A 21,500-nucleotide genomic window follows, 5' to 3' on the forward strand; every position below is an offset into this window, starting at 1 on the left:
AATAACTCATCACACCAGCCCCTTCACCATATCCATCAGCTTCACCACATCTTCAGGCCGCGTGCAGCCCGTTGTTGGATCGATAATCGAGCTGTAGATATGCGGCATCACGCGCGGTACGCCCGCCTGCAGGCAGGTTTGCAGGATGATGCCGAAGTTTTCCAGATCGATACCGCCGGTAGGTTCAATCAGCGTCATACCGTTCCGTGCGGCTGAGGTGGCCAGCGCGTGCAGCTCGGCCAGCGATTGCTCACCGCCCATCGGGAAAAACTTCGCCGCGTGCGCGCCCATATCCTGCATCATCCGTATCGCCGCATCACAGGAGACGCGGGCAGGCGTTCCCTGGCTGCTGCTGACTCCGGTAGAGATCAGCACCTCGCCCGGCGTGCCGGTGGGGCTGACCAGCGCGTTGATATGCGTCTGCTCGCCGCCGGTTGCCGCCAGCGCACCGGCGGCAAAACCGCTGCCGGTAAAGGTCTGGTTAACGTGGGCCGGATGCACGGCAGAGGCGATCATCGCCGCCTTATAAAACTGCGACGGATCGCCCGCGCCCAGCCCGACGGAAATGGAAGGCACGGCGGCCGTCCAGCGTTTCACTTCGCGCACGCCCTCCTCAACGGAGGCAAACTGCGCGGAAAGCACGCCGATAACCGCATGGCCTTCGGCGGCGTCATAGATTTCCCTGGCGTTGGCGATATCTTTCGCCAGCACGTTAATCGCCACGCGCTGACGATAAAAATTAATTTGCTGCATGTTCGGCAATCTCCTTCAGACGTGCCACGATCAGCGCCATTTCTCCCTCTGCCACCGTACGGGGATCGAGGCTGAAAACGCCCTGGTGCAGGTTGTAGCGGCGGGCGTAAATTGCGATCTCCCCGCCGCGCAGCTGCGCCTCTACCTCGCGAGCGTCCAGCCCCAGCACGCTGGCCTCCACCCGGATGCAGATACGCCAGATGGCGCGGCCCGCCTCATCCTGCTCGATATCGGCCGCCAGCCCGCGAATCGCGGAGATCGCCTCGGCGGTGGGCTGGAGCTGTTCGGCGGTCACCACGGTCTGCCCCTGGTGGTAGTTCTCCAGCGCGTATACCAGCCCGACCATATTCTCCTTGCCGATTTTCATCGCCCGGGCAATGCCCTCGTGCTGGGCTTTGCAGGCGTCGATCCAGCGCGCTGTGCCGGTAATAAACCCGGAAGTCGGCGCGTTAAACGCCTTCGCGCCGCTGTAAATCACCATATCGGCCCCGCTGGCGACCCAGGCGTGCAGATCCTCTTCGGCGGCGGCATCGACAATCAGCGGCAGCTCGTGCTGACGGGCGACCGCCACAAAGTCCGCAATGCTCAGCATGCCTTTCTGTACGCAGTGGTGCGATTTCACATACAGCAGCGCGGCGGTGCGCGGGGTAACCGCGCTTTCCAGCTGCCAGCGGGCAGACAGATTGCTGGAACCAACCTCCACCACCCGTCCGCCGCCGGGGCGGATGGCGCTGGTAATCGGTGCGCCGTAGTCCACGTTGTGCCCGCGCAGCATCACGACCTCGTTCGCCATGCCCGTGCTGTCCGGCATCATCGCCACGCGGGCCGGATCGCCCCGGGTAATGGCCGCGGCAACGGCGATGGCAATCCCCGCCGAGGCGCAGGAGGTGATATAGCTGGCCTCCGCGCCGGTATAGCGGGAAACCAGCTCGCCGCTGCGGTCCACCAGCCGGTCAATCTCCACAAAGGCAGAGGCCGCCTGCGCCGTGGCCTGCATCACTTCCGGGGCCACGCTGGATACGCCCAGAATGGTCATCTTGCCGCAGGCGTTGATCACCCGTTTAAGCCCCAGACGTTGATAGATATTTTGCGTCATGATTTACAGTACCCCCAGCAGCGAACAGACCACGCTCAGCGCCACAATCGACAGCAGAATGGTGGTGTAGCGCGGCCCTTTTTTCACCAGATAGAAGTAGACCGAGAACACCGCCGCCAGCGGCAGCAGGCCGGGGGCGATCGAATCCAGGATCTGCTGCACCACCACTTCCGATCCTTCCAGCGCGCTGATCTTCAGCGGAGTAGTGATCTTCACGTAGCTGGCGGACAGCGCGCCCATCATAATCAGCCCCAGCACGTTGGCACCGTAGATCAGCTCTTTGATCCGCCCGCCCTGCAGCAGGCCGATTATCGAGTCGCGGCCCAGGGTGTAGCCTTTGTGGATCATGCCGTAGCTCACCGCCAGGGTAATCGCCGGATAGAGGATCAGCGGAATAATCCCGCCCATCGCGCTGCCGCCGGCGGCGAAGGGGATGAAGATGGCGATCAGCAGTGGCATCACCGCCGCCCAGATGATCGAGTCACCCATCCCGGCCAGCGGCCCCATCAGGCCAGTTTTGATCCCGGTGATCGACGCGTCGCTGATCGGTTCACCCCGCGTTTTTTGCTCTTCCATGGCGATGGCGATCCCCTGGATCACCGCGCCGAAGGTCTGCTCCGAGTTAAAGAAGTTCAGATGGCGTTTCAGCGCTTCGACCTGTTCCTCTTTCTGCGGATACAGCTTTTTGATAATCGGCGTCATCGAGGCGCAGAAAATCAGGCTCTGCAAACGTTCGTAGGAGCTGGAAACCTCCGCGCCCAGCCAGTAAATAAACCAGGCCTTGGTGATATCGCCCTTGGTCAGCGCCCGGCTCTCCCGTGCGCGCTCCACCAGTTCATGCTGCATTACGTCGCTGCTCATCATGCTGCTCCTTCATTTTTCGCCAGGCCCTTAATCAGGAAGGCCACACAAGTACCGAAGATCGCCATCGCCATGATGTCTAACTTGAGGTACAGCACCGCAAAGAATCCGCCGATAAACCACGGCAGCAGGCTCTTTTTACCAATCACCATAATGGTGATGGCGAAGCCGAGCGCCGGGAGGATACCGCCCATGATTTCAAAGGAGTGGGTCAGCCAGTGCGGCATCAGCTTGAGGAAGCTTTCCACCACGTTCTGACCGAAGTAGTTGGCGGCAAACACCACCGGGAAGCGCAGCGCCAGCCCGAGCAGGGCCGGATAGAGAAAGGCGCAGCGCATAATGCCGGACATATTGGCGGTTTCGGCGTGCTTATCGGCCATATGCACCCACGCGGCGTTCAGCGTGCGGCGCAGCTGATCGAGGAACACGCCGATCACGCCAAACGGAATCGCCAGGGCAATTGCCAGATTCGGGTCCATCCCGGCCTTCACGGCGATAGGGATCGAGATACAGGCGGCCAGCGCCGGGTCCGACGGCACGTTACCGCCGGGCGTGGAGGTTACGCCGAGGTACACCAGCTGCATGCCCGCGCCGATAATCATCGCCGTATGCATATTGCCCAGCAGCAGGCCGACAAACACCGCGATCACCACCGGCTGTAGCAGCATGGCGGAAAGGGTATATCCGAGGCGTAAACGGGCAAACCAGTAGTACAGGCCCATCAGGCTTGCAAAAAGTAAGGTATCCATAATGTTATCCTTTACACCTTATCCTTCAGGCGGGCTGCGCCTGAAAGAGGGGTGCAGTGAGTGAGTTAGAATTTTTTCAGGATATCGTCCAGCGACTGCGGCTTATCTTCCGGGATGGTCTGGAAGAACACCTGCACGCCGCGATCGCGCAGATCTTTCAGAATGCCGACGTCTTTCTCGTCGAGGGTGATGTTCTGGAAGACCGCTTTGCGGTTAGGCCCACCGCCCAGCCCGCCGACCTGCACATTGGTGACATCAAAACCCTGCTGTACCGCATCCTGGATCGCCGCCAGCGACGGGAACAGCACCAGCACTTTGCCGTCGCCCAGCTGGTTCTCTTTCCACGATGCCGCAAAGCTCTGATTGCTGTAGCAGTCCACTTTGATGTTCGGCGGTGCGGCCATCAGGTAGATGTTTTTCATAAACGGATCGGCGTCCAGCTCGTCGCTGACTACGGCGATGCGGTTGGCCTGGGACTGCCCAACCCATTTGGTGACCACCTGGCCGTGAATCAGGCGGCTGTCAATGCGGCATAAAACGATCGTTGCCATGCTGTGTTCCTTTTTATTGTGGTTGTTGTAATTGACGAACGTGGGCGACCACGTCCAGGCAGCTGCTGCGCCCGGCATCGACCAGATCGGCCACGCAGTCGGTCAGCGGACCCGCATCGCGGCGGTCCAGCGCTTCCAGCAGCAGGGAGGCGTTCAGCCCGCATATCACCGCCACCGGGTAGTCCGCGCTGAGCCGCGCCGCCACGTTAGAGGTGGTGCCGCCGATAAAATCGGTAAGGATCAGCGAGCCGTGCGGCATCGCTTTCACCACGGCTTCCACCCGCTGATAAAACTCGCCGAGCGTATCCACCGGCATCAGCGCGATTTCCATCACGCCCTGAATTTCGCCGGTCACCATGCGCAGGCTGTTGCAAAGCTGTTCTCCCCAGCCGCCGTGGGTCAGCAGCAGGATCTGGGGCAAGGGTTCAGTAGGGACAGCGGTAGTCAAAGTGGCCTCCTGGCTCAATTACGTTTACAGACGTACATAGAGCAAGGGCTGTGCCAGAGTTTGTGTCACGCAGGGGAGGTGGCAGGCACGGCCGGGCGCGGGGCCCCGCCGGATAAGGGGTTAACCGTAGAGCAGTTCGTAGATATAAAAATATTCCGCGTCGGACATTCTAATGGCGTAGGCCTCTTCAATCGGCAGAAACGCGGTTTTGATGACACTAAGCGCGCGGACGTCGAGATCGGGCCGGTTTTCCAGCGCCATCTGTAACGGTTTTCGATTAATCACGATACGCTCGACCATGCAACAGCAGTGGATCAGGAAGCGCAGTGTCACCTGGCGGCTCGGTTTAAGCGAAAGGGTGGTGGTGAGATGGTCAAATACGCTCTCCATCTCCTTCAGTATGCGCTGAGGATTGAGCACCGAAATGTGGTTGATGATGCTTTCCATGGTCAGCGCGCTGATAAAACGCATCGCGCTGCGCTCCATTTCCAGCCGGCGTTCGGCACTGGAGAGATCCGGCGTCAGCAGGCTCAGCACCAGCTCCGGCCCCTGCTCGGAGAACAGCTCCTCCAGCGAGATAAAGGGAATATCCGGCAGCCCCGGCTGGAAAGTACCGACGATGCCCGCCAGCCGTTCACCGGGCTTCAGCGCCTGCTGCACGCGCTCCAGGCTGCGCACCTCGTTGTAATCGAGGATCGCCAGCCGGGTATCCTGCGACATCAGCTCGCCGAAACTTTCCTCCAGCACCTTTTTGATTTTCTCTGCCGTGCCCATGCCGGTAATGCAGGAGATGGCCAGCACCTTGCCGCCGTGCTCTTGCTGCGGCGTGCAGAACTGGCTGGCGATGCCTTTATCCTGCATCAGCTGGGCCAGCTGCGGCAGATCGCTGGTTTCATAGCTGAGATCCAGCCCCACTTCCAGCAGGCTGGTCAGAGTGATATTCGGCATCAGCAGCACATCGATCTGGAACAGTTTGCTGATGGTGCTGCCAAAATGGACCAGCGAACCGATGTCCACCATCAGGATCAGCCGCCGGTACCGGCGGGCCTGAATCATCTGCGTCAGCGTTTCCAGCGTATCGTGCACCGACTGCTCAAACGGCATATCAATGGCGCTGAACAGCTCGCGCTCCAGCACCCGATTCACGTACTGCGCCATGCTGGTGGCGGTAGTCGCGCCGTGGGCAATCAGGATCACCCCGCAGTCGGGGCTGGCGTCGATCCGCTGGCGGTAGTGGCGACACTCCTTGAGGAACAGGCACAGCCAGACGACCTCCGTCGCCGGGCACTGGATATGCAGCAGCTCGTTGATTTTCCGGCACAGCAGGGTGGCATTCTCGTACTCATCCTTACAGCGGTCGAGGATCAGATTCGATGAATAAAGCTGTGGGATCAGTCCACGCTGCACGTAACCAATCAGCGCGAGGAAGTGTTTGCGCAGCGGGTTCAGCAGGTTTTCCGGCAGGGCAAAGCCCAGCACCTGTTCCACGCAGCCGATCAGCAGCGTGACCCGCTCTTCGATCCGATCGCCGTAGCGCGGCGGATGCGCGGTACTGCCGCGGCTGTAGAGTCCGTATTCAAAAATCGAGCTGAGCTTGTTTTTCAGGATCGCCAGCGTTTCAGCGGGCGGCACATTGCTGTTGCGCAGGTTGACGTATTCGCGGGTCAGGAAGCTGTAGAACAGATCGCTCTCTTCCGCCTCCATCCCGCTGGCCAGCGAGGTTTTTAACGCGGGCAGAGTGCGCGCATCCACGCTCAGCCGCTCCTTACCGGCAAACAGACCATCCACCCGCTGGCGCTGTTCTGGCGTGGCGTTAAACGGCATTTCCACCAGCTGCTTATCCAGCTGGAGCGTATCGTTATGTTCCGTCATCCCCGCCGCCCAGGCCTGCGCGCACAGGAACTGAATATCGCTTTTCAGCTGGCCGATATTGCCCTCCAGCGGCTTATTCAGCAGCCAGAGCAGCAGCGTTTTATCAATGCTGACGGTGCGTTCGATCTTGCGGCTTTCACGCTGTAAGAAGCCAACGATCAGCTCGATCTGTTCCTCAACCGATCGCTGACGGATGCCCGGCAGGTCGATGCAGACCTGAATTCGCCGCTGGAAGGTGCGCAGCAGGGCGGAGCTGACCGGTTCGGTGGTGGCACAAATCAGACGGATGGCAATCGGGCGCGGCGTGCTGCTGGTTCCCAGCGGGCGATACTCGCCCTTATCAAGGATAGAGAACAGTTTTTCCTGGCCTTCATACGGCAGGCGATGCACTTCATCCAGCAGTAAATAGCCGCCGTCCGCCTGCTCCACCAGCCCGATTTTATTTTCGCTGGCACCGGTAAACGCGCCCTGGCGATGCCCGAACAGATGGGAAGAGAGCAGCTCCGGATTGTGGGCGTATTCCGCGCAGTTAAAGTAGACCAGCGGCGGCGGAGTTCCGGCCGCGTGCTTGCAGGCAAAGCGATGCATCAGCTCGGCGAAAAAGGTTTTGCCCACGCCGGAAGGGCCGGTCAGCAACACGTGCAGCCCGTGCGGGTAGAGCACGGCGGCACGGCCTTTTTCCACCGCATCGCGCAGGCTGCGATCGAATCCGGTCAGCGCAGTGAAGGGATCGTCGGTAGCGTGATTTTCCCGGCGCGGCAGCAGGTCGGCGATCGATCGCACTTCGCGTTCCGACTCCTCCAGCGCTCGGCCCAGCAGCGCTTCCGCCGCCCGGCGGTGCAGAAAGAACACCGGACGGCCGCGGCTTTTGATTGCCAGGCCATCATTCCACAGCTGATTAAGGTCCTTGCTCACCGAGTTGCGCGCCAGTCCGAGGTTAAATCCCATCGCTTCGGCGGTGCAGGCTTTTTCTTCTGCCAGGTCGGTCAGGCTGAGTCCCTGCGTTAACCGTTCCAGCTCCCCCAGTATGATTTCAATCCGTTTCATCTCATTACCACTGAAAAATAAATGACGTTTCAGAACATACACTAATCGGCGGGAGGAGAAAGAGACGAGGGTTGCAGATGCGGGGTGGGGATTGGCGTTGAGATTGGCGATCGGGGCACGTCCTCTGCGGCGGTCGGGCGGTCCTCGCGCCGCTATGCGGTCCCTTCGGTTTCGGCTGCGGGTCTTGCGGATCGGCGCAGAGCGGGCGTCCTGCCCGCGCTGCACCTGAGTCCAGCATCCCTGCTGGTCTCTCCGGCCCCGCTGCCTGCACCTCAGCGCTGCGGATTGCCCGGCCGCCGCAGAGGACGTTTCCCTTTTGGGCTAATTAGTCGCTGTTTTAGAACTTGAAAGATTGATTTCAGGCTTACCGGAAGGTAAGCCTGAGTTGTACTCTTATACTCAGAACGTGTAGTTCAGCGACACCCAGTAGTTGCGGCCAGGCGTTACGTAGCCGGTGGTGGAGGCCAGCGTCTGGAAGTAATCACCGGCGTAGGTGCTGCTGCGGCCAGCCTGATACAGGCTGACTTTCGAGAAGTCCTTATCCAGTACGTTATTGATCGTGCCGTTCACCGTCAGCGCCGGGGTAATCTTATACGCCGCGCCCATGTTCACCACCGTCCAGGCCTTCAGGTAGGCACCGCGATCGTCGTAGACCGTTTTCTCAATCGCGCTCAGGTTGCCGTAGCCGGTGGTGTAGCGCGGGGTTTTGCCGTGATATTCCGCTGTGATCCACGAGGTCAGATCGTCGCTCATCTGCCAGGACATCTTCGCGTTAGCCATATGGCGTGCGGTATTGGTCAGCGGCGCACCCGGATTATCGCCACCGCGCTGTTTACTGTCGGTGTAGGTGTAGTTCAGGTTCAGCGTCAGTTCAGGGATAACCACCGGGAAGGAGGAGGCGAACTCAATCCCCTGGTTGATCGCCTTGCCGACATTACGATACGAGTTTGTCGAATCGTCGATGGTTTCACTGGAAATGGCGTTACGGAAGTTGCTGATAAATCCGGTGACGTTGGCTTTTACGTTATCGGCATTTTCATAGTAAATCCCGGTTTCGTAGTTAACGCTGGATTCCGGCTTCAGGTTCGGATTGCCGAGGGTGCTGACAAGGCCGTTGCCCGCCACGCCGCTGACGCCGTTATGCAGCTGGGCGAGGGAAGGGGCTTTATAGCCGGTGCTGACGCCGCCCTTCACCGTCCAGTCATCCAGCGCGTTCCATACCAGGTAGGCACGCGGGCTGACGTGGCCGCCGAAGCTGTCGTGTTTCTCGTAGCGCGCGCCCCAGGTCAGGGAGAGCGGGTCGATAATCTGCCAGTCGTCTTCGGTAAACAGGGACCAGGTTTTCTGCTTGAAGGTTTCGCCGCTGTTCGCCAGCACGATGCCGTCCTTCAGGCGGGAATCCCAGTATTCACCGCCCACGGTCAGCAGATGATCGTCACCGATCGGCGCCACGATGCTGGTATTGAAAATCGCATTGGTGTTCTTCAGCTCACGATCCTGTCCACTCAGACCGCTGTTCTCCGCAGAAAGCGTACGCGGGGTCAGTACGCGGCCTTTGTTTTCCGTAACCGCATAGGAAAGGCTGGAGCTCCAGCGGCCTAGTGACAGATCGGTGTCGTGGCCGATAACCACTTTGTTGCGCTGATAGTGCAGTTTGTCGCGATAGCCGCCGCCGCTGGTGCCGATCGGGCCAAGCTGACTGTGGCTGTTGTCATACTCCTGCTCGGCGGTTTCGCCATCGATCCACAGAGTATTTTTATCGCTGGTTTTGTAGTTCAGCCGCCCGCCCACGGTGTAGTTATTGCTTTTGGTGGGATAGGGAACGCGCGTATCGCTGCCGCTGTCGCTCAGGCTGGTGACGCTGGAACCCTGGCGGTGTTCGAAGTTGCCGCGCAGGGTCAGATCCAGCGTATTGGGGATCAGCGCGCCGCTGGTGTACAGGCCCACGGTCGAGCTGTCGCCCCATTTGCTGTGTTCCTGTACCGAATGGGAGAGGTTCAGCCCGCCGTGCCATTCGTCGGTATTTTTCTTAGTAATAATGTTGATGACGCCGCCCATGGCATCGGAGCCGTAAAGCGTTGACATCGGGCCACGGATTACTTCGATATGATCGATAGCGGAAAGCGGCGGCATCATGGCGGTATTCAGGGTGCCGAAACCGTTGGGGGTGGTATCGGAACTGGCATTCTGTCGGATACCGTCGATGAGGATCAGCGTGTAGCTGCTGGGCATGCCGCGAATGGAGATATCCAGCCCGCCGGTTTTCCCGGTGCCACCGCGGACATCTACACCTTCCATGCCGCTGAGTGCCTCACCCAGATCGCTGTAATTCTTTTTGGTCAGTTCATCCTGGCTGACGACGGAGATTGAGGCGGGTGCGTTAGTGAGTTTTTGTTCATAGCCGCTGGCCGTTACTACCAGAGTGCCTTCCTGGGCAAAAACGGGTGCTGATACCGCAAAGAGGATTGCGGCGGTGATGTTATTTTTTTTCATATCAGGACCATTAAGTAATTTCGAAAAGACGCGGCGTTACATTAATAAACACTTTCTAAACGGAGTGTTAACGATATAAAGAATGATAATGATTGGCATTTCTATTTTTGTGAGTCTTTTTTACTTGAGAGATTGCGATGTGAATGGCGGCGGGAATGGAGATCGCTGTACGTTTTCTGCTGCGGGGCTTGCGGTTTGGATTGGCGATCGGTGCACGTCCTCTGTGGCGGCCGGGCGGTCCTCGCGCCGCTGCGCGGTGCCTTCGGTTCCGGCTTCGGGCCTTGCGGGTGGGTTGCGTTGAGATTGGCGATCGGTGCACGTCCTCTGCGGCGGCCGGGCGGTCCTCGCGCCGCTGGCGGTGCCTTCGGTTTCGGCTGCGGGTCTTTCGGATCGGCGCAGAGCGGGCGTCCTACCCGCGCCGCGCCTGAGCCCAGCATCCCTGCTGGTCTCTCCGGCCCCGCAGCCTGCACCTCAGCGCTGCGGATTGCCCGCTCGCCGCAGAGGACGTGCCCCTTTTGGCTAATTGCTCGCTGTTTCAGGAACGTTATTCAGCATCTGTTTGCAGGATGTGCTCCTTACGGCTAATTCCTCGCTGCTCCTGAAATATTAAAGTTTGTTTTCATACTTTGTATTCGGCCTGATATCCGTAGTGCCAGTTTGTTAAAACGGGTTGGTGGGGAGTTTTCTCTGCTGATTACAGAGTGGTTTTGTGGAGGAAGATGCTTGCCGATACTGCGTCTGATTTTTTCCGCCATCCAATTCAGTAGAATCCCCCGATCACTCTTTGTTCAACACGTAAAACGATAGCCTGAATGGTGTTGTCTTTAATTTTCAGCAGGCAACGCGAAAGTCAGAAAGCAGGCGGGTTGTGCCCCCGAGCGGGCAATCCGCAGCGCTGAACGCAGAGAGGAAGCCAGGATTCGCCTGCATGGACGCAGGCGAAAGGTACAGCCGCGCAGGACGCGCGTCTGTGCCGGTCCGACAGGCTGACGATCGAAGTGAGGGCACCGCGCAAGCGGCGTGAGGACCGGCCGATCGGGGGCACAACCAGCCAGCGCTAACGTCAGACTTTGCAAACGACCCTCTGTTGAGCCGGTCCGGCAGCAATCCCCTCTGAGCAAAACACAAAACCATCACCTATAGTCAGTAACCCAGCCCCCACCCCGGACCCCACTATGCTGCTGCGCCTTTCCCTCCTGCTGACCCTCAGCGGCCTGCCGTTTATCACCTCCGCACACAACCTGATCCCCGGCCAGCCCCTGCCGCCGGTCGGCGTGACGGACCGCGGCGAGCTGGCCGTGCAGCAGGATGAAATACGCTACCAACGCTGGGACAGCGCCAGGCTGACCGGCAAAACGGGCATCGTGCTGCACATGGCCGGGCGACTGGCAGCGAAAGAGAGCAATGCCGCGTTAATTCAGGCAATTGAAAATGCCCGCTTCCCTGCCGCCACGGTCCGGATTACAACCATCGTCAATACCGACGATGCCATCCCCGGCAGCGCGATGTTTGTCCGGCAGAGCCTGGAAAGCAGCAAAAGGGAAACGCCCGGCGCACAGTTTGTGGTGGATGAAAAGGGCGCAGTCAGGCAGGCCTGGCGGCTGGCCGAAGGCGGATCGGCGGTGGTGGTACTGGATAAGCAGGGCCGGATCCGATTTGCCAAAGACGGGGCGTTAACCGATGAACAGGTTCAGCAGGTCATTGCCCTGGTTCAGCAGCTGCAGGTTTAGATCCCAGCGCGAAGACGGCCGGAAACCTGTACAAACCATATGTTTTTTGTAAAAGTTTGTCGCATCCCCCAATACTCAGAGAAATTTCTGAATATTGCACTAGGCTTTGCAAATAAAGCCATGTGAATGTCAGGGGTAGCCTGCAACGATGAACACTCATGAAGACGAACTGAAAAGGCTACGGGAAGCCCTGCAGAACCGCCTGGACCAGCTTTTACCCGCCGGAGAACAGCAGGATTTGGTGTTTACCGCCATGCGCGAAGGCACGCTGGCATCCGGGAAACGCGTTCGCCCGCTGCTGCTTATCCTTGCCGCCCGCGATCTGGGCTGTGCAGTAGAGCAGCCCGGCCTGCTCGACCTTGCCTGCGCGGTTGAAATGGTGCATGCCGCGTCGCTGATGCTGGATGATATCCCCTGTATGGACAATGCGTTACTGCGCCGCGGTCGTCCGACTATCCACACTCAGTATGGCGAGAGTGTCGCTATCCTTGCCGCCGTTGCGCTACTTAGCCGCGCTTTTGGCGTGGTGGTGGAAGCACAGTCGTTGACTCCCGCCTGCAAAACCCAGGCCGTTGCAGAACTTTCGCTGGCGGTGGGTTCGCAGGGGCTGGTGCAGGGCCAGTATCTCGATCTCAGCGAAGGCAGCCGGGCGAGAAGCAGCGAAGCGATCCTGCTGGCCAACGAACTCAAAACCAGCCGTTTATTTGATGCCTCATTACAGATGGCGGCCATCGTAGCCGGATCTTCACTCCAAACCCGTCAGCGCCTGCGCTGTTTCGCTCAGGATCTGGGACAGGCATTCCAGCTGATGGACGATCTCTCCGACGGGCTGAGCAACACCGGCAAAGACGCTAACCAGGACAGTGGCAAATCGACGCTGGTGGCCCTGCTGGGTGCCGAAGCGGTCCATCAGAAGCTGCGTGAACATCTGCGCAGCGCGGATGAACATATCGCCAGCGCCTGTCATCGTGGCCTCTCTACCCGGCATTTTATGCATGCCTGGTTCGACAATCAGATGGCGCAGTTTGGTAAAAACAGCACGCAGCCGGGGTGCTAATGAGCGATCTTATCCAGCGAAAAAGCGATCACCTCGATATCATTCTTGACCCTTCGCGCAGGGTGAAAACCCGTACAACCGGTTTTGAACGCTGGCGCTTTGAGCACTGTGCGCTGCCGGAGCTGAGTCTCGATCGCATCGATCTTCACACCGCGCTTTTCGGTAAAACGCTGCGGGCTCCGCTGCTGATTAGTTCGATGACCGGCGGGACCCGGCGCGCCAAAAGTATTAATCGTCACCTGGGGGAGGCCGCTCAGGCGCTCGGGCTGGCAATGGGCGTGGGTTCCCAACGCGTGGCACTGGAAAGCGAACAGGACTGGGGGCTGACGCGCGAACTGCGCCAGCTTGCTCCGGATATTCCGCTGCTGGCAAATCTTGGCGCGGCACAAATCGCCGGAAAAAGCGGTACGGAATATGCCCGGCGGGCGGTCGGAATGATTGAGGCCGATGCGTTGATTATCCATCTTAATCCGCTGCAGGAAGCCCTGCAGCACGGGGGTGACCACGACTGGCGCGGCGTGCTGGCCGCCATTGCCCATACGGTTGAAGCATTGCCGGTGCCGGTGATTGTCAAAGAAGTTGGCGCGGGGCTGTCCGTACCGGTGGCGCGTCAACTGGTTGACGTGGGTGTGGCGATGCTGGATATCGCCGGCGCGGGCGGCACCAGCTGGGCAGCGGTGGAGGGAGAGCGGGCCGTATCACCGCAGGCCCGGGCGGTGGCGATGGCTTTCTCCGACTGGGGTATCCCTACCGCGCAGGCGCTGACAGAGCTGCATCAGGCGCTGCCGCACGTGCCGCTGATTGCTTCCGGCGGTATTGCCGATGGCATAGATGCGGCGAAAGCGCTGCGCCTGGGAGCCAATTTAGTCGGCCAGGCCGCAGGTGTACTGAGCTGCGCAACGGTCTCCGGCGAGGCGGTGGTTGATCATTTTCAGGTGATGATTGAACAACTGCGTATAGCCTGCTTCTGCTCCGGCAGCGGCAGCCTTCGCGATCTCCGTCAGGCTAAACTGGTCCCCGCTGAATGAGTGCACCTCGCTGGGATCTGATACTGGTGGGTGCCGGGCTGGCGAATGGTCTGATTGCCTGGCGGCTGCGTCAATTGCAGCCAGGGCTGCGCGTGCTGATGATTGAGTCGGATGCTGAACCGGGCGGTAATCACACCTGGTCCTTCCATCAGCGCGATCTGCTGCCCGGGCAGCATCGCTGGCTGGCGCCGCTGGTGGCGCACCGCTGGGCGGGATACGACGTGCGCTTCCCGGCGATGAACCGCACGCTGGCGGGCGAGTATATCAGCGTGACCTCAGAACACTTTGCCATCGCGATCCGTCAGGCGCTGGGGGACAACCTGTGGACCGGTGCTCGAGCCGTTAGCCTGACGCCGGAAACGGTGACGCTGGATAATGGACAAACGCTGAGCGCGGCGGCAGTGATTGACGGGCGCGGCTATCGGCCCAGTCCCCATCTGATCGTCGGCTGCCAGGCCTTTTTAGGCCAGCAGTGGAGCCTGAGCCAGCCGCACGGTCTGACCCGGCCGATACTGATGGATGCCACCGTTGACCAGTCGGCGGGCTACCGTTTTGTTTACACTCTGCCGCTTTCCGAACATCGGCTGCTGATTGAAGATACGCACTACATCGATCGCGCTACGCTGAGCGGCGATCTCGCGCGGCAGCAGATCCGCCAGTACGCGGCGCGTCAGGGCTGGATGCTTGAACGGCTGGAACGAGAAGAGCAGGGCAATCTGCCAATCGCGCTGGCAGGGGATGCGCGTGCGTTCTGGCAGGCACAGGCGGGGCTGCCGGGCAGCGGGCTGCGCGTCGGGCTGTTTCACGCCACCACCGGTTATTCACTGCCGCAGGCGGTGGCGCTGGCGGATTTAATCGCCGCAGCCCCCGATCTGAACGCCGCTGCGCTGTTCAGGCTGATTCAGGATTACGCCCTGGCACAGTGGCGGCGTCAGCGCTTCTTTCGCCTGCTTAACCGCATGCTGTTTCTCGCCGGGCCGCCGCAGGCGCGCTGGCAGGTGATGCAGCGATTTTATCAACTGAACCACGGACTGATTGCCCGCTTCTACGCGGGTCAGCTAACGCTGCAAGACAGGGTGCGGATTCTGGCAGGTAAGCCACCGGTTCCGGTTGGCGAAGCCCTGCGCGCCGCACTGAACTACTCCCCCCGGCTGCGAGTTTTTCACGATGAATAAAACAGTCGTTATCGGTTCTGGCTTCGGCGGCCTTGCCCTGGCGATCCGCCTGCAGGCCGCAGGTATCCCCACGCTGCTGCTGGAGCAGCGAGATAAACCGGGCGGACGCGCCTATGTTTACAGGGAAGAAGGATTCACTTTTGACGCCGGACCGACGGTGATTACCGACCCAACGGCGATCGAAGAGCTGTTCAGCCTGGCCGGTAAGCGCATTGAGGATTACGTCGAACTGCTGCCGGTCACGCCGTTTTACCGGCTTTGCTGGGAAGATGGTGAAGTCTTCGATTACGACAACGATCAGGCAAGGCTGGAAGCACAGATCCACCGCCTCAACCCGCGCGATGTGGAAGGCTACCAACAGTTTCTGGCCTACTCGCAGGCGGTGTTTAAAGAAGGATACCTCAAGCTGGGCAGCGTACCGTTTTTATCCTTCCGCGATATGCTGCGCGCCGGGCCGCAGCTGGCAAGGCTTCAGGCGTGGCGCAGCGTCTACGGCAGGGTATCGGCGTTTATTGAAAACGAACAGCTGCGCCAGGCATTCTCCTTCCACTCGCTGCTGGTCGGCGGCAATCCCTTCGCCACCTCGTCCATTTACACGCTGATCCACGCGCTGGAGCGGGAATGGGGCGTGTGGTTTGCGCGCGGCGGCACCGGGGCGCTGGTGCAGGGGCTGGTGAAGCTGTTTGAGGATCTCGGCGGCACGCTGGAGCTGAACGCCGAAGTGACCAGGCTGGAGGCGGAAGGCGAGCGCATCTGCGCGGTGCAGCTGAAGGACGGGCGGCGGATCGCAACGGCTTCGGTGGCTTCAAATGCCGATGTGGTACAGACTTATGCAAAACTTCTGGGGCACCACCCCATCGGCGCGGCACGCGGCGCATCGCTGAAGCGTAAGCGCTTGAGCAACTCGCTGTTTGTACTCTATTTCGGGCTGAATAAGCATCACAGCCAGCTGGCGCACCACACCGTCTGTTTTGGTCCGCGCTATAAGGCACTGATCGATGAGATCTTTCACTCCCCCACGCTGTCGGAAGACTTTTCCCTTTATCTGCACGCGCCCTGCGTGACCGATCCGTCCCTGGCTCCGCCGGGCTGCGGCAGTTACTACGTGTTAGCGCCCGTACCTCATCTTGGCACGGCGGATCTCGACTGGACGGTGGAAGGTCCGCGCCTGCGCGACCGCATTTTCGCCTATCTGGAGCAGCACTACATGCCCGGCCTGCGCGAGCAGCTGGTGACGCACCGCATGTTTACGCCGTTCGATTTCCGCGATCGGCTGGGTGCCTGGCAGGGATCGGCATTTTCCATCGAACCGATCCTGCGGCAGAGTGCCTGGTTCCGGCCGCATAACCGCGACAGCCGGATTAGCAACCTCTATCTGGTTGGCGCGGGCACCCATCCGGGAGCGGGCATACCCGGCGTCATCGGTTCGGCAAAAGCCACCGCTCGCCTGATGCTGGAGGATCTCCAATGACGAACAGCACGTTGATGGATCACGCCACCGAAACGATGGCGGCAGGATCAAAGAGTTTTGCCACCGCATCAAAGCTGTTTGATGTTCCGACCCGGCGCAGTGCGCTGATGCTCTACGCCTGGTGCCGCCACTGTGATGATGTGATTGACGGCCAGGCGCTGGGCTTTCATCAGGCGGCCCCGGACAGCGACAGTGCGGTACAGCGGCTGCATTGCCTGAAAATGCAGACGCAGCGTGCCTTTGACGGCATAAAAATGGACGACCCGGCCTTCGCCGCGTTGCAGGAGGTGGCGCTAAGTCACGGCATTCCCCCACGTCTGGCTTTTGAACATCTTGAGGGCTTCGCGATGGACGTGCGGGAAACGCACTACGTTACGTTTGAAGATACGCTGCGCTACTGCTATCACGTGGCGGGCGTGGTGGGCCTGATGATGGCGCGGGTGATGGGCGTGCGTGACGAATCGGTGCTGGATCGCGCCTGCGACCTGGGGCTGGCGTTCCAGTTAACCAACATCGCCCGCGATATCGTAGAAGATGCGCAGGTGGGGCGCTACTATCTGCCCGCGCAGTGGCTGGCTGAGGAAGGCATCACCGCCGCTCAGATTGCCGATCCGGTTTATCGCGACAAACTGGCGCGCCTGGCGCAGCGGCTGGTGGTGGCAGCGGAACCTTACTACGCCTCTGCCCGCGCCGGTCTGCCCGGCCTGCCTTTACGCAGCGCGTGGGCGATTGCCTCTGCGCACGGCGTTTATCGCGAAATTGGCGTGAAGGTTAGCGCTGCCGGCCCCCGCGCCTGGGATGTTCGCCAGGGGACCAGTCGGCCGGAGAAGCTCGGGCTGCTGGTTAAGGGTGCTGCGCAGGCGCTCAGTTCTCGCCTCGCGAAGCCGACGCCTCGTGCGCGCGATCTGTGGCAGCGTCCCCGCTAGCTGCTGTTGTTTTGTCGGTTCTGTCGCTGCTGGTGTGTGCCTGTTTATTACGGCTGCGCAGCGTCGCCTGTAGCTTTGCCACCGGCGGCGCATAGAGAAAACCGAACGACACGCAGTGCTCTTTCCCCCGCACCGCATGATGCAGCCGATGGGCCAGGTACAGGCGTTTTAAGTACCCCTTACGCGGAATATAGCGAAACGGCCAGCGCTGGTGGACCAGGCCGTCGTGAACGATAAAGTAGAGCAGGCCGTACAGCGTCATCCCCGCCCCAATCCACTGTAATGGCCAGACGCCCGACGCGCCGGTGGCGATCAGCGCGATCGCCAGCGCGGCAAAAACCACGGCATACAGGTCATTCACTTCGAATTTGCCGCTGTGCGGTTCATGGTGCGAGAGGTGCCAGCCCCATCCCCAGCCGTGCATGATGTATTTGTGCGTCAGCGCGGCAATCACTTCCATTGCGGCGACGGTCGCCAGGACAATCAGGGTATTCCACAGCACGAGCATTTGTATTCCTTGTTGTCCAGGGGCTGAGAGGGTATGTGCTCCGGGTGATTGATAAGTATAGCAATGGGGTGGGGGGCTGCTGAGTATGCGGTGTTAATTGCTGTGGGATTAGCGATTTGGGTTGGCGGTGGGATTAGCGATCGGGGCACGTCCTCTGCGGCGGCCGGGCGGTCCTCGCGCCGCTGCGCGGTCCCTTCGGTTCCGGCTGTAGGTCTTGCGGATCGGCGCAGAGCGGGCGTCCTGCCCGCGCTGCACCTGAGCCCAGCATCCATGCTGGTCTCTCCGGCCCCACAGCCTGCACCTCAGCGCTGCGGATTGCCCTGCCGCCGCAGAGGACGTGCCCCTTTTGGCTAAGTGCTCGCTGTTTTAAGAACGTAGTTCAGCGTTGAGTACTCAAACCCGGCTGTATTGCTCAAGACTGCTCTCAGGTTGTTATCCAGGACCTTCAGCTAGCGACGGCAGTTCACAAAATGGATTTGTCATGAACTGCACTTAAGCAAAACGATCGCAGGAATGGTGATATTTCTGGCCTTCAGCGTGCTGGTTGTGCCCCGGACGGGAAATCCACGGCACAGAACGGAAAGAAGTAAGACCTGATTGGTTTTTCAGGCAACGCGGAAGTCAGAAAGCAGGCTGGTTGTGCCCCCGAGCGGGCAATCCACAGCGCTGAACGCAGAGAGGAAGCCAGGATTCGCCCACAGGGAAGTGGGCGAAAGGCATAGCCGCGCAGGACGCGCGTCTGTGCCGGTCCGACAGGCTGACAAACGAAGTGAAGGCACCGCGCAGCGGCGCGAGGACGCCCGACCGGGGGCACAACCAGCCAGCGCCAACTCAGACTTTGCAAACAAGCGACTGTGCCGGTCCGACAGGCTGACAAACAAAGTGAAGGAACCGCAAAGCGGCGCGAGGACCAGCCCGACCGGGCACAACCAGCCAGCGTTACCACCGATTCACATCGAATCTCACCGACCGTTAAACCGCCGGAGCATCCACCTCATTTAATCCCCCGTTAATACGAAAAGCCACCCGCTGCGGATGATTCACCGAAACCAGATACTCAATTGGCCGACGCTGCCTGTCGTAAATCACCCCGCGATACACCAGCGCCGGGCTCTCCGGCTTCGCCTGCAACAGCTGATGTTCCTCTTCGTTCATCGCCGCAGCGCGAAGCGTTCCTTCATCGTACACATCCTGAATCTGGTAGCGTTCGGCCAGCAGGCGATACAGCGATCCGGCTTCTTCCAGCATTTCGGCACTGAGATCCACGACCCACGCCCGGGGTAAATAGCTGGTTTCCAGACAGAAAGGCTGCCCGTCGGCCAGACGAAGGCGTTTGATCATCACCACTTCGTCGCCCTCTGCAATATGCAGCAGGCGTGCAATACGGGCGCTGGCGGTAGATATATGGAAATAGATCAGCTGGCTGCTGGGAACGGCACCGTTAAGCTCAAGGATCTTACCGATCCCCAATGCGGGCTGTAGCGGTCGTTCAATGGGGGTATCCAACAGCCAGGTGCCCTGATTGCCCCGGCGCTCCAGCACACCTTCCTCAACCAGCTCCGCCAGCAGTTTGCGCACGGTCATCCGGCTGAGGGACAGTAGCTCACATAGCTCGCGTTCGGCGGGGATCTGATCGCCGCTGTTGAAATCGGGGGAATGGAGGATCTCCAGCAGCCGCTTACGTGCCTCAAGATAGCTTTTTCTGGGCTTCCTGGTCTGCTTTTCAGATGTGCTCATGGTCTGTTTAGCTCTGATGTTGAAAATGAAACAGGTTGAATATCAAGATATTGTTTTAGTGAACTAAATGCGTTTAATTGAAGCGACAAACTGCACAAATAATAACATACCATCCGGATTTTTTTGGTATTTAATCAACAATAATTGTTGCTATATAAAGCACTAAAAGCGTATATCAATACTCATGGTATGTTTTTTGGTATAAATGCAACACCAGGGGAACAGCTATGAGAATAAAAACAACTATCGCAGTACTGGCGGCCGCTCTCGCTCTGTCAGCAAGTGTCCACTCAGCAACGGCTGCGGATCAGATCCGTTTCGGCATCGATCCCACTTTCCCGCCGTTTGAATCGAAAAACGCCAGCGGTCAGCTGGTTGGCTTTGATATCGATCTCGGCAATGCCATCTGTGCGGAGATGAAAGTGGAATGTACCTGGGTGCAGAACAGCTTTGACGGGCTGATCCCGGCGCTACAGGCCAAGAAATTTGATGCGATTCTCTCGTCCTTATCGATCACCGAAGAGCGTAAGAAAGCGATCGCCTTCAGCAACAAGCTGTTCAATACGCCGGCATTCCTGATCGCTGCGAAGAACAGCTCGCTGCATCCCACGGCGGAATCGCTGAAGGGCAAGCGTATTGGCGTGCAGCAGGGATCGGTATTTGAAACCTATGCCAACCAATACTGGCGTAGTGCGGGCGTGGAAGTCATTACCTATCCGGATGCGGAATCAGTGTATGCCGACCTGATCAACGGTCGCCTTGACGGCACGCTGGACGACGCGGTGGTGATTACCGAAGCGCTGCTCAACAAGCCACAGGGGCAAAGCTTCACGCTTATCCAGCCACAGGTCAAAGACGATACGATCTTCGGGCCCGGCACCGGTATCGGTCTGCGCCTGAAGGATCAGGTGCTGCTGGCCCGTTTTAACCAGGCTATCGATACCATCCGCGCTAACGGAACTTACGATCGTTTAGCGAAAAAATACTTTAATTTCAACATCTACGGTGAGTAACGCCATGCAGACCCAAACCATTATCGCCTCCCTGATGAGCAGCCATTTCCAGACAACTCCGCTGCGTCAGATTTTCCTGGTGGCCTGCGGTGGCTCGCTGGTGGATATGTATCCCTCTCACTATTTCCTCAGCGAGCAGAGTGACATCCTGCGTTCGTGGATGATGACCGCCAATGAGTTCGTTTACGCCACGCCGAAAGCGCTGGGGGCATCATCGCTGGTTATCGTCTGCTCGCACGGCGGTAACACGCCGGAATCCGTCGCGGCGGCGAAGCTGGCGAAAGCGCGCGGTGCGGCAACGGTAACGCTGACTCACAATGCGGAAGCGCAGCTGTTGCAGTGGGCCGACCATAACCTGCTGTACCAGTGGGGAGATGACACGCCGGTGACCGATAATCCAATGGCGCTGATCCTCAGCCTGTGTGTCGATGTGCTGCGCCAGGTGGAGGATTATGCCGGATGGCAGGATTTCCAGCAGGGCTTCACGCAGATCGATGCGGTGATCCGCCAGGGCCGGACGCAGGTGGCCGATCGCTGTACGGATTTTGCGGACCGCTATCAGCATGATTCCCTGTTTTACGTGCTTTCCAGCGGCGCGTCTTACGGCCATGCCTATGGCTTTGCCATCTGCTCGCTGATGGAGATGCAGCGTGTTGATGCTGCCTCCATCCACAGCGGCGAGTTTTTCCACGGCCCGTTTGAAGTCACCGACAATCACGTACCGTTTATTCTGCTGATGAACGAAGGCCGTACGCGTGAACTCGACCAGCGTGCGCTGTCATTCCTGAACCGTTACAACGATAAAACCGTGGTAGTGGATGCCCGTGAGCTGGGCCTGAACGCGCTGCCCGCGTCGGTAGTGGACTACTTTAACCCGGTACTGTTTTACAGCATCATGTGCGACTACCGCGCGGCGCTGGCCGATATCCGTCAGCATCCGCTTTCAACCCGTCGTTACATGGGCGTCGTGGACTACTAAGGGCAG

General features: G+C 59.5%; 18 protein-coding genes. 8 read left to right on the forward strand and 10 right to left on the reverse strand.

All coding sequences use genetic code 11. From position 1 onward, the window contains the following. Positions 1–9 precede the first annotated feature (9 nt). The 8 genes from IBT46_RS20025 to IBT46_RS20060 all read right to left on the reverse strand — a co-directional run bounded on the left by IBT46_RS20025 (position 10) and on the right by IBT46_RS20060 (position 9,870). Positions 10–753: a 2-dehydro-3-deoxy-phosphogluconate aldolase gene (locus IBT46_RS20025; RefSeq protein WP_200547101.1), complete on the reverse strand. Its 744-nt coding sequence runs from the start codon at positions 751–753 to the stop codon at positions 10–12. Continuing rightward, on the reverse strand, positions 740–1,849 hold the full coding sequence (gene dgaE, locus IBT46_RS20030) for a D-glucosaminate-6-phosphate ammonia lyase (protein ID WP_200547102.1): 1,110 nt from the start codon (positions 1,847–1,849) through the stop codon (positions 740–742). Before dgaE ends, IBT46_RS20025 begins: the two co-directional genes overlap by 14 nt. A gap of 3 nt (positions 1,850–1,852) precedes the next feature. Continuing rightward, positions 1,853–2,713, reverse strand: coding sequence for a PTS system mannose/fructose/sorbose family transporter subunit IID (locus IBT46_RS20035; RefSeq protein WP_200547103.1), 861 nt, complete (start codon positions 2,711–2,713; stop codon positions 1,853–1,855). Next, complete coding sequence (locus IBT46_RS20040) at positions 2,710–3,459, reverse strand: PTS sugar transporter subunit IIC (RefSeq protein WP_105593015.1); 750 nt, start codon at positions 3,457–3,459, stop codon at positions 2,710–2,712. The genes IBT46_RS20035 and IBT46_RS20040 overlap by 4 nt, the downstream gene beginning before the upstream one ends. A 65-nt stretch (positions 3,460–3,524) precedes the next feature. After that, on the reverse strand, positions 3,525–4,010 hold the full coding sequence (locus tag IBT46_RS20045; protein ID WP_105593016.1) for a PTS system mannose/fructose/N-acetylgalactosamine-transporter subunit IIB: 486 nt from the start codon (positions 4,008–4,010) through the stop codon (positions 3,525–3,527). Between the two features lie 13 nt (positions 4,011–4,023). After that, positions 4,024–4,458 carry a PTS sugar transporter subunit IIA gene (locus IBT46_RS20050; protein WP_200547104.1) on the reverse strand — a complete coding sequence of 145 codons (435 nt, stop codon included), beginning with the start codon at positions 4,456–4,458 and terminating at the stop codon, positions 4,024–4,026. Between the two features lie 120 nt (positions 4,459–4,578). Beyond that, positions 4,579–7,377 carry a transcriptional regulator DagR gene (dagR, locus tag IBT46_RS20055; RefSeq protein WP_200547105.1) on the reverse strand — a complete coding sequence of 933 codons (2,799 nt, stop codon included), beginning with the start codon at positions 7,375–7,377 and terminating at the stop codon, positions 4,579–4,581. A gap of 399 nt (positions 7,378–7,776) precedes the next feature. Next, positions 7,777–9,870 carry a TonB-dependent receptor gene (locus tag IBT46_RS20060; protein ID WP_200547106.1) on the reverse strand — a complete coding sequence of 698 codons (2,094 nt, stop codon included), beginning with the start codon at positions 9,868–9,870 and terminating at the stop codon, positions 7,777–7,779. A gap of 1,175 nt (positions 9,871–11,045) precedes the next feature. Between IBT46_RS20060 and IBT46_RS20065 the strand changes: the two genes are divergently transcribed. From IBT46_RS20065 to crtB, 6 genes are all read left to right on the forward strand, one after another. Then, on the forward strand, positions 11,046–11,600 hold the full coding sequence (locus tag IBT46_RS20065) for a YtfJ family protein (RefSeq protein ID WP_200547107.1): 555 nt from the start codon (positions 11,046–11,048) through the stop codon (positions 11,598–11,600). 148 nt (positions 11,601–11,748) lie between these two features. Further along, positions 11,749–12,657, forward strand: a complete 909-nt coding sequence (locus tag IBT46_RS20070; RefSeq protein WP_200547108.1) for a polyprenyl synthetase family protein — start codon at positions 11,749–11,751, stop codon at positions 12,655–12,657. Beyond that, entirely contained in the window at positions 12,657–13,685 is a 1,029-nt protein-coding gene (gene fni / locus IBT46_RS20075; protein WP_200547109.1) for a type 2 isopentenyl-diphosphate Delta-isomerase, read from the forward strand. The genes IBT46_RS20070 and fni overlap by 1 nt, the downstream gene beginning before the upstream one ends. Beyond that, a complete protein-coding gene (gene crtY, locus IBT46_RS20080; RefSeq protein ID WP_200547110.1) occupies positions 13,682–14,860 on the forward strand; it encodes a lycopene beta-cyclase CrtY in 1,179 nt (392 codons plus the stop codon). The genes fni and crtY overlap by 4 nt, the downstream gene beginning before the upstream one ends. Further along, positions 14,853–16,331: a phytoene desaturase gene (locus tag IBT46_RS20085; RefSeq protein WP_200547111.1), complete on the forward strand. Its 1,479-nt coding sequence runs from the start codon at positions 14,853–14,855 to the stop codon at positions 16,329–16,331. Before crtY ends, IBT46_RS20085 begins: the two co-directional genes overlap by 8 nt. Continuing rightward, positions 16,328–17,257 carry a 15-cis-phytoene synthase CrtB gene (gene crtB / locus IBT46_RS20090; RefSeq protein WP_200547112.1) on the forward strand — a complete coding sequence of 310 codons (930 nt, stop codon included), beginning with the start codon at positions 16,328–16,330 and terminating at the stop codon, positions 17,255–17,257. Before IBT46_RS20085 ends, crtB begins: the two co-directional genes overlap by 4 nt. Here the strand turns inward: crtB and IBT46_RS20095 are convergent. Then, on the reverse strand, positions 17,196–17,765 hold the full coding sequence (locus IBT46_RS20095; RefSeq protein WP_200547113.1) for a sterol desaturase family protein: 570 nt from the start codon (positions 17,763–17,765) through the stop codon (positions 17,196–17,198). The two genes, crtB and IBT46_RS20095, sit on opposite strands and share 62 nt — an antisense overlap. Positions 17,766–18,737: 972 nt before the next feature. Continuing rightward, a complete protein-coding gene (locus IBT46_RS20100) occupies positions 18,738–19,502 on the reverse strand; it encodes a GntR family transcriptional regulator (protein WP_200547114.1) in 765 nt (254 codons plus the stop codon). Between the two features lie 227 nt (positions 19,503–19,729). On the opposite strand from IBT46_RS20100, the gene IBT46_RS20105 reads away from it, so the two are divergent. Both IBT46_RS20105 and IBT46_RS20110 read left to right on the forward strand, forming a co-directional pair. Beyond that, positions 19,730–20,515, forward strand: a complete 786-nt coding sequence (locus tag IBT46_RS20105) for an ABC transporter substrate-binding protein (RefSeq protein ID WP_200547115.1) — start codon at positions 19,730–19,732, stop codon at positions 20,513–20,515. A 4-nt stretch (positions 20,516–20,519) separates the two neighbouring features. Beyond that, a complete protein-coding gene (locus tag IBT46_RS20110) occupies positions 20,520–21,494 on the forward strand; it encodes an SIS domain-containing protein (protein ID WP_200547116.1) in 975 nt (324 codons plus the stop codon). Positions 21,495–21,500: the final 6 nt, after the last annotated feature.

The organism is Erwinia sp. S38 (assembly GCF_016624545.1).
GTDB classification, from domain to species: Bacteria; Pseudomonadota; Gammaproteobacteria; order Enterobacterales; family Enterobacteriaceae; genus Erwinia; species Erwinia coffeiphila.

What these genes read in the sequence shown, in the direction of transcription:
- dgaE (WP_200547102.1), bottom strand. Translation starts at nt 1,849, where the DNA reads ATGACGCAAAATATCTATCAACGTCTGGGGCTTAAACGGGTGATCAAC.
- IBT46_RS20025 (WP_200547101.1), bottom strand. Translation starts at nt 753, where the DNA reads ATGCAGCAAATTAATTTTTATCGTCAGCGCGTGGCGATTAACGTGCTG.
- IBT46_RS20040 (WP_105593015.1), bottom strand. Translation starts at nt 3,459, where the DNA reads ATGGATACCTTACTTTTTGCAAGCCTGATGGGCCTGTACTACTGGTTT.
- crtY (WP_200547110.1), top strand. Translation starts at nt 13,682, where the DNA reads ATGAGTGCACCTCGCTGGGATCTGATACTGGTGGGTGCCGGGCTGGCG.
- IBT46_RS20070 (WP_200547108.1), top strand. Translation starts at nt 11,749, where the DNA reads ATGAACACTCATGAAGACGAACTGAAAAGGCTACGGGAAGCCCTGCAG.
- IBT46_RS20100 (WP_200547114.1), bottom strand. Translation starts at nt 19,502, where the DNA reads ATGAGCACATCTGAAAAGCAGACCAGGAAGCCCAGAAAAAGCTATCTT.
- IBT46_RS20110 (WP_200547116.1), top strand. Translation starts at nt 20,520, where the DNA reads ATGCAGACCCAAACCATTATCGCCTCCCTGATGAGCAGCCATTTCCAG.
- IBT46_RS20085 (WP_200547111.1), top strand. Translation starts at nt 14,853, where the DNA reads ATGAATAAAACAGTCGTTATCGGTTCTGGCTTCGGCGGCCTTGCCCTG.
- IBT46_RS20060 (WP_200547106.1), bottom strand. Translation starts at nt 9,870, where the DNA reads ATGAAAAAAAATAACATCACCGCCGCAATCCTCTTTGCGGTATCAGCA.
- IBT46_RS20065 (WP_200547107.1), top strand. Translation starts at nt 11,046, where the DNA reads ATGCTGCTGCGCCTTTCCCTCCTGCTGACCCTCAGCGGCCTGCCGTTT.
- fni (WP_200547109.1), top strand. Translation starts at nt 12,657, where the DNA reads ATGAGCGATCTTATCCAGCGAAAAAGCGATCACCTCGATATCATTCTT.
- IBT46_RS20095 (WP_200547113.1), bottom strand. Translation starts at nt 17,765, where the DNA reads ATGCTCGTGCTGTGGAATACCCTGATTGTCCTGGCGACCGTCGCCGCA.
- IBT46_RS20045 (WP_105593016.1), bottom strand. Translation starts at nt 4,010, where the DNA reads ATGGCAACGATCGTTTTATGCCGCATTGACAGCCGCCTGATTCACGGC.
- IBT46_RS20105 (WP_200547115.1), top strand. Translation starts at nt 19,730, where the DNA reads ATGAGAATAAAAACAACTATCGCAGTACTGGCGGCCGCTCTCGCTCTG.
- dagR (WP_200547105.1), bottom strand. Translation starts at nt 7,377, where the DNA reads ATGAAACGGATTGAAATCATACTGGGGGAGCTGGAACGGTTAACGCAG.
- IBT46_RS20035 (WP_200547103.1), bottom strand. Translation starts at nt 2,713, where the DNA reads ATGATGAGCAGCGACGTAATGCAGCATGAACTGGTGGAGCGCGCACGG.
- crtB (WP_200547112.1), top strand. Translation starts at nt 16,328, where the DNA reads ATGACGAACAGCACGTTGATGGATCACGCCACCGAAACGATGGCGGCA.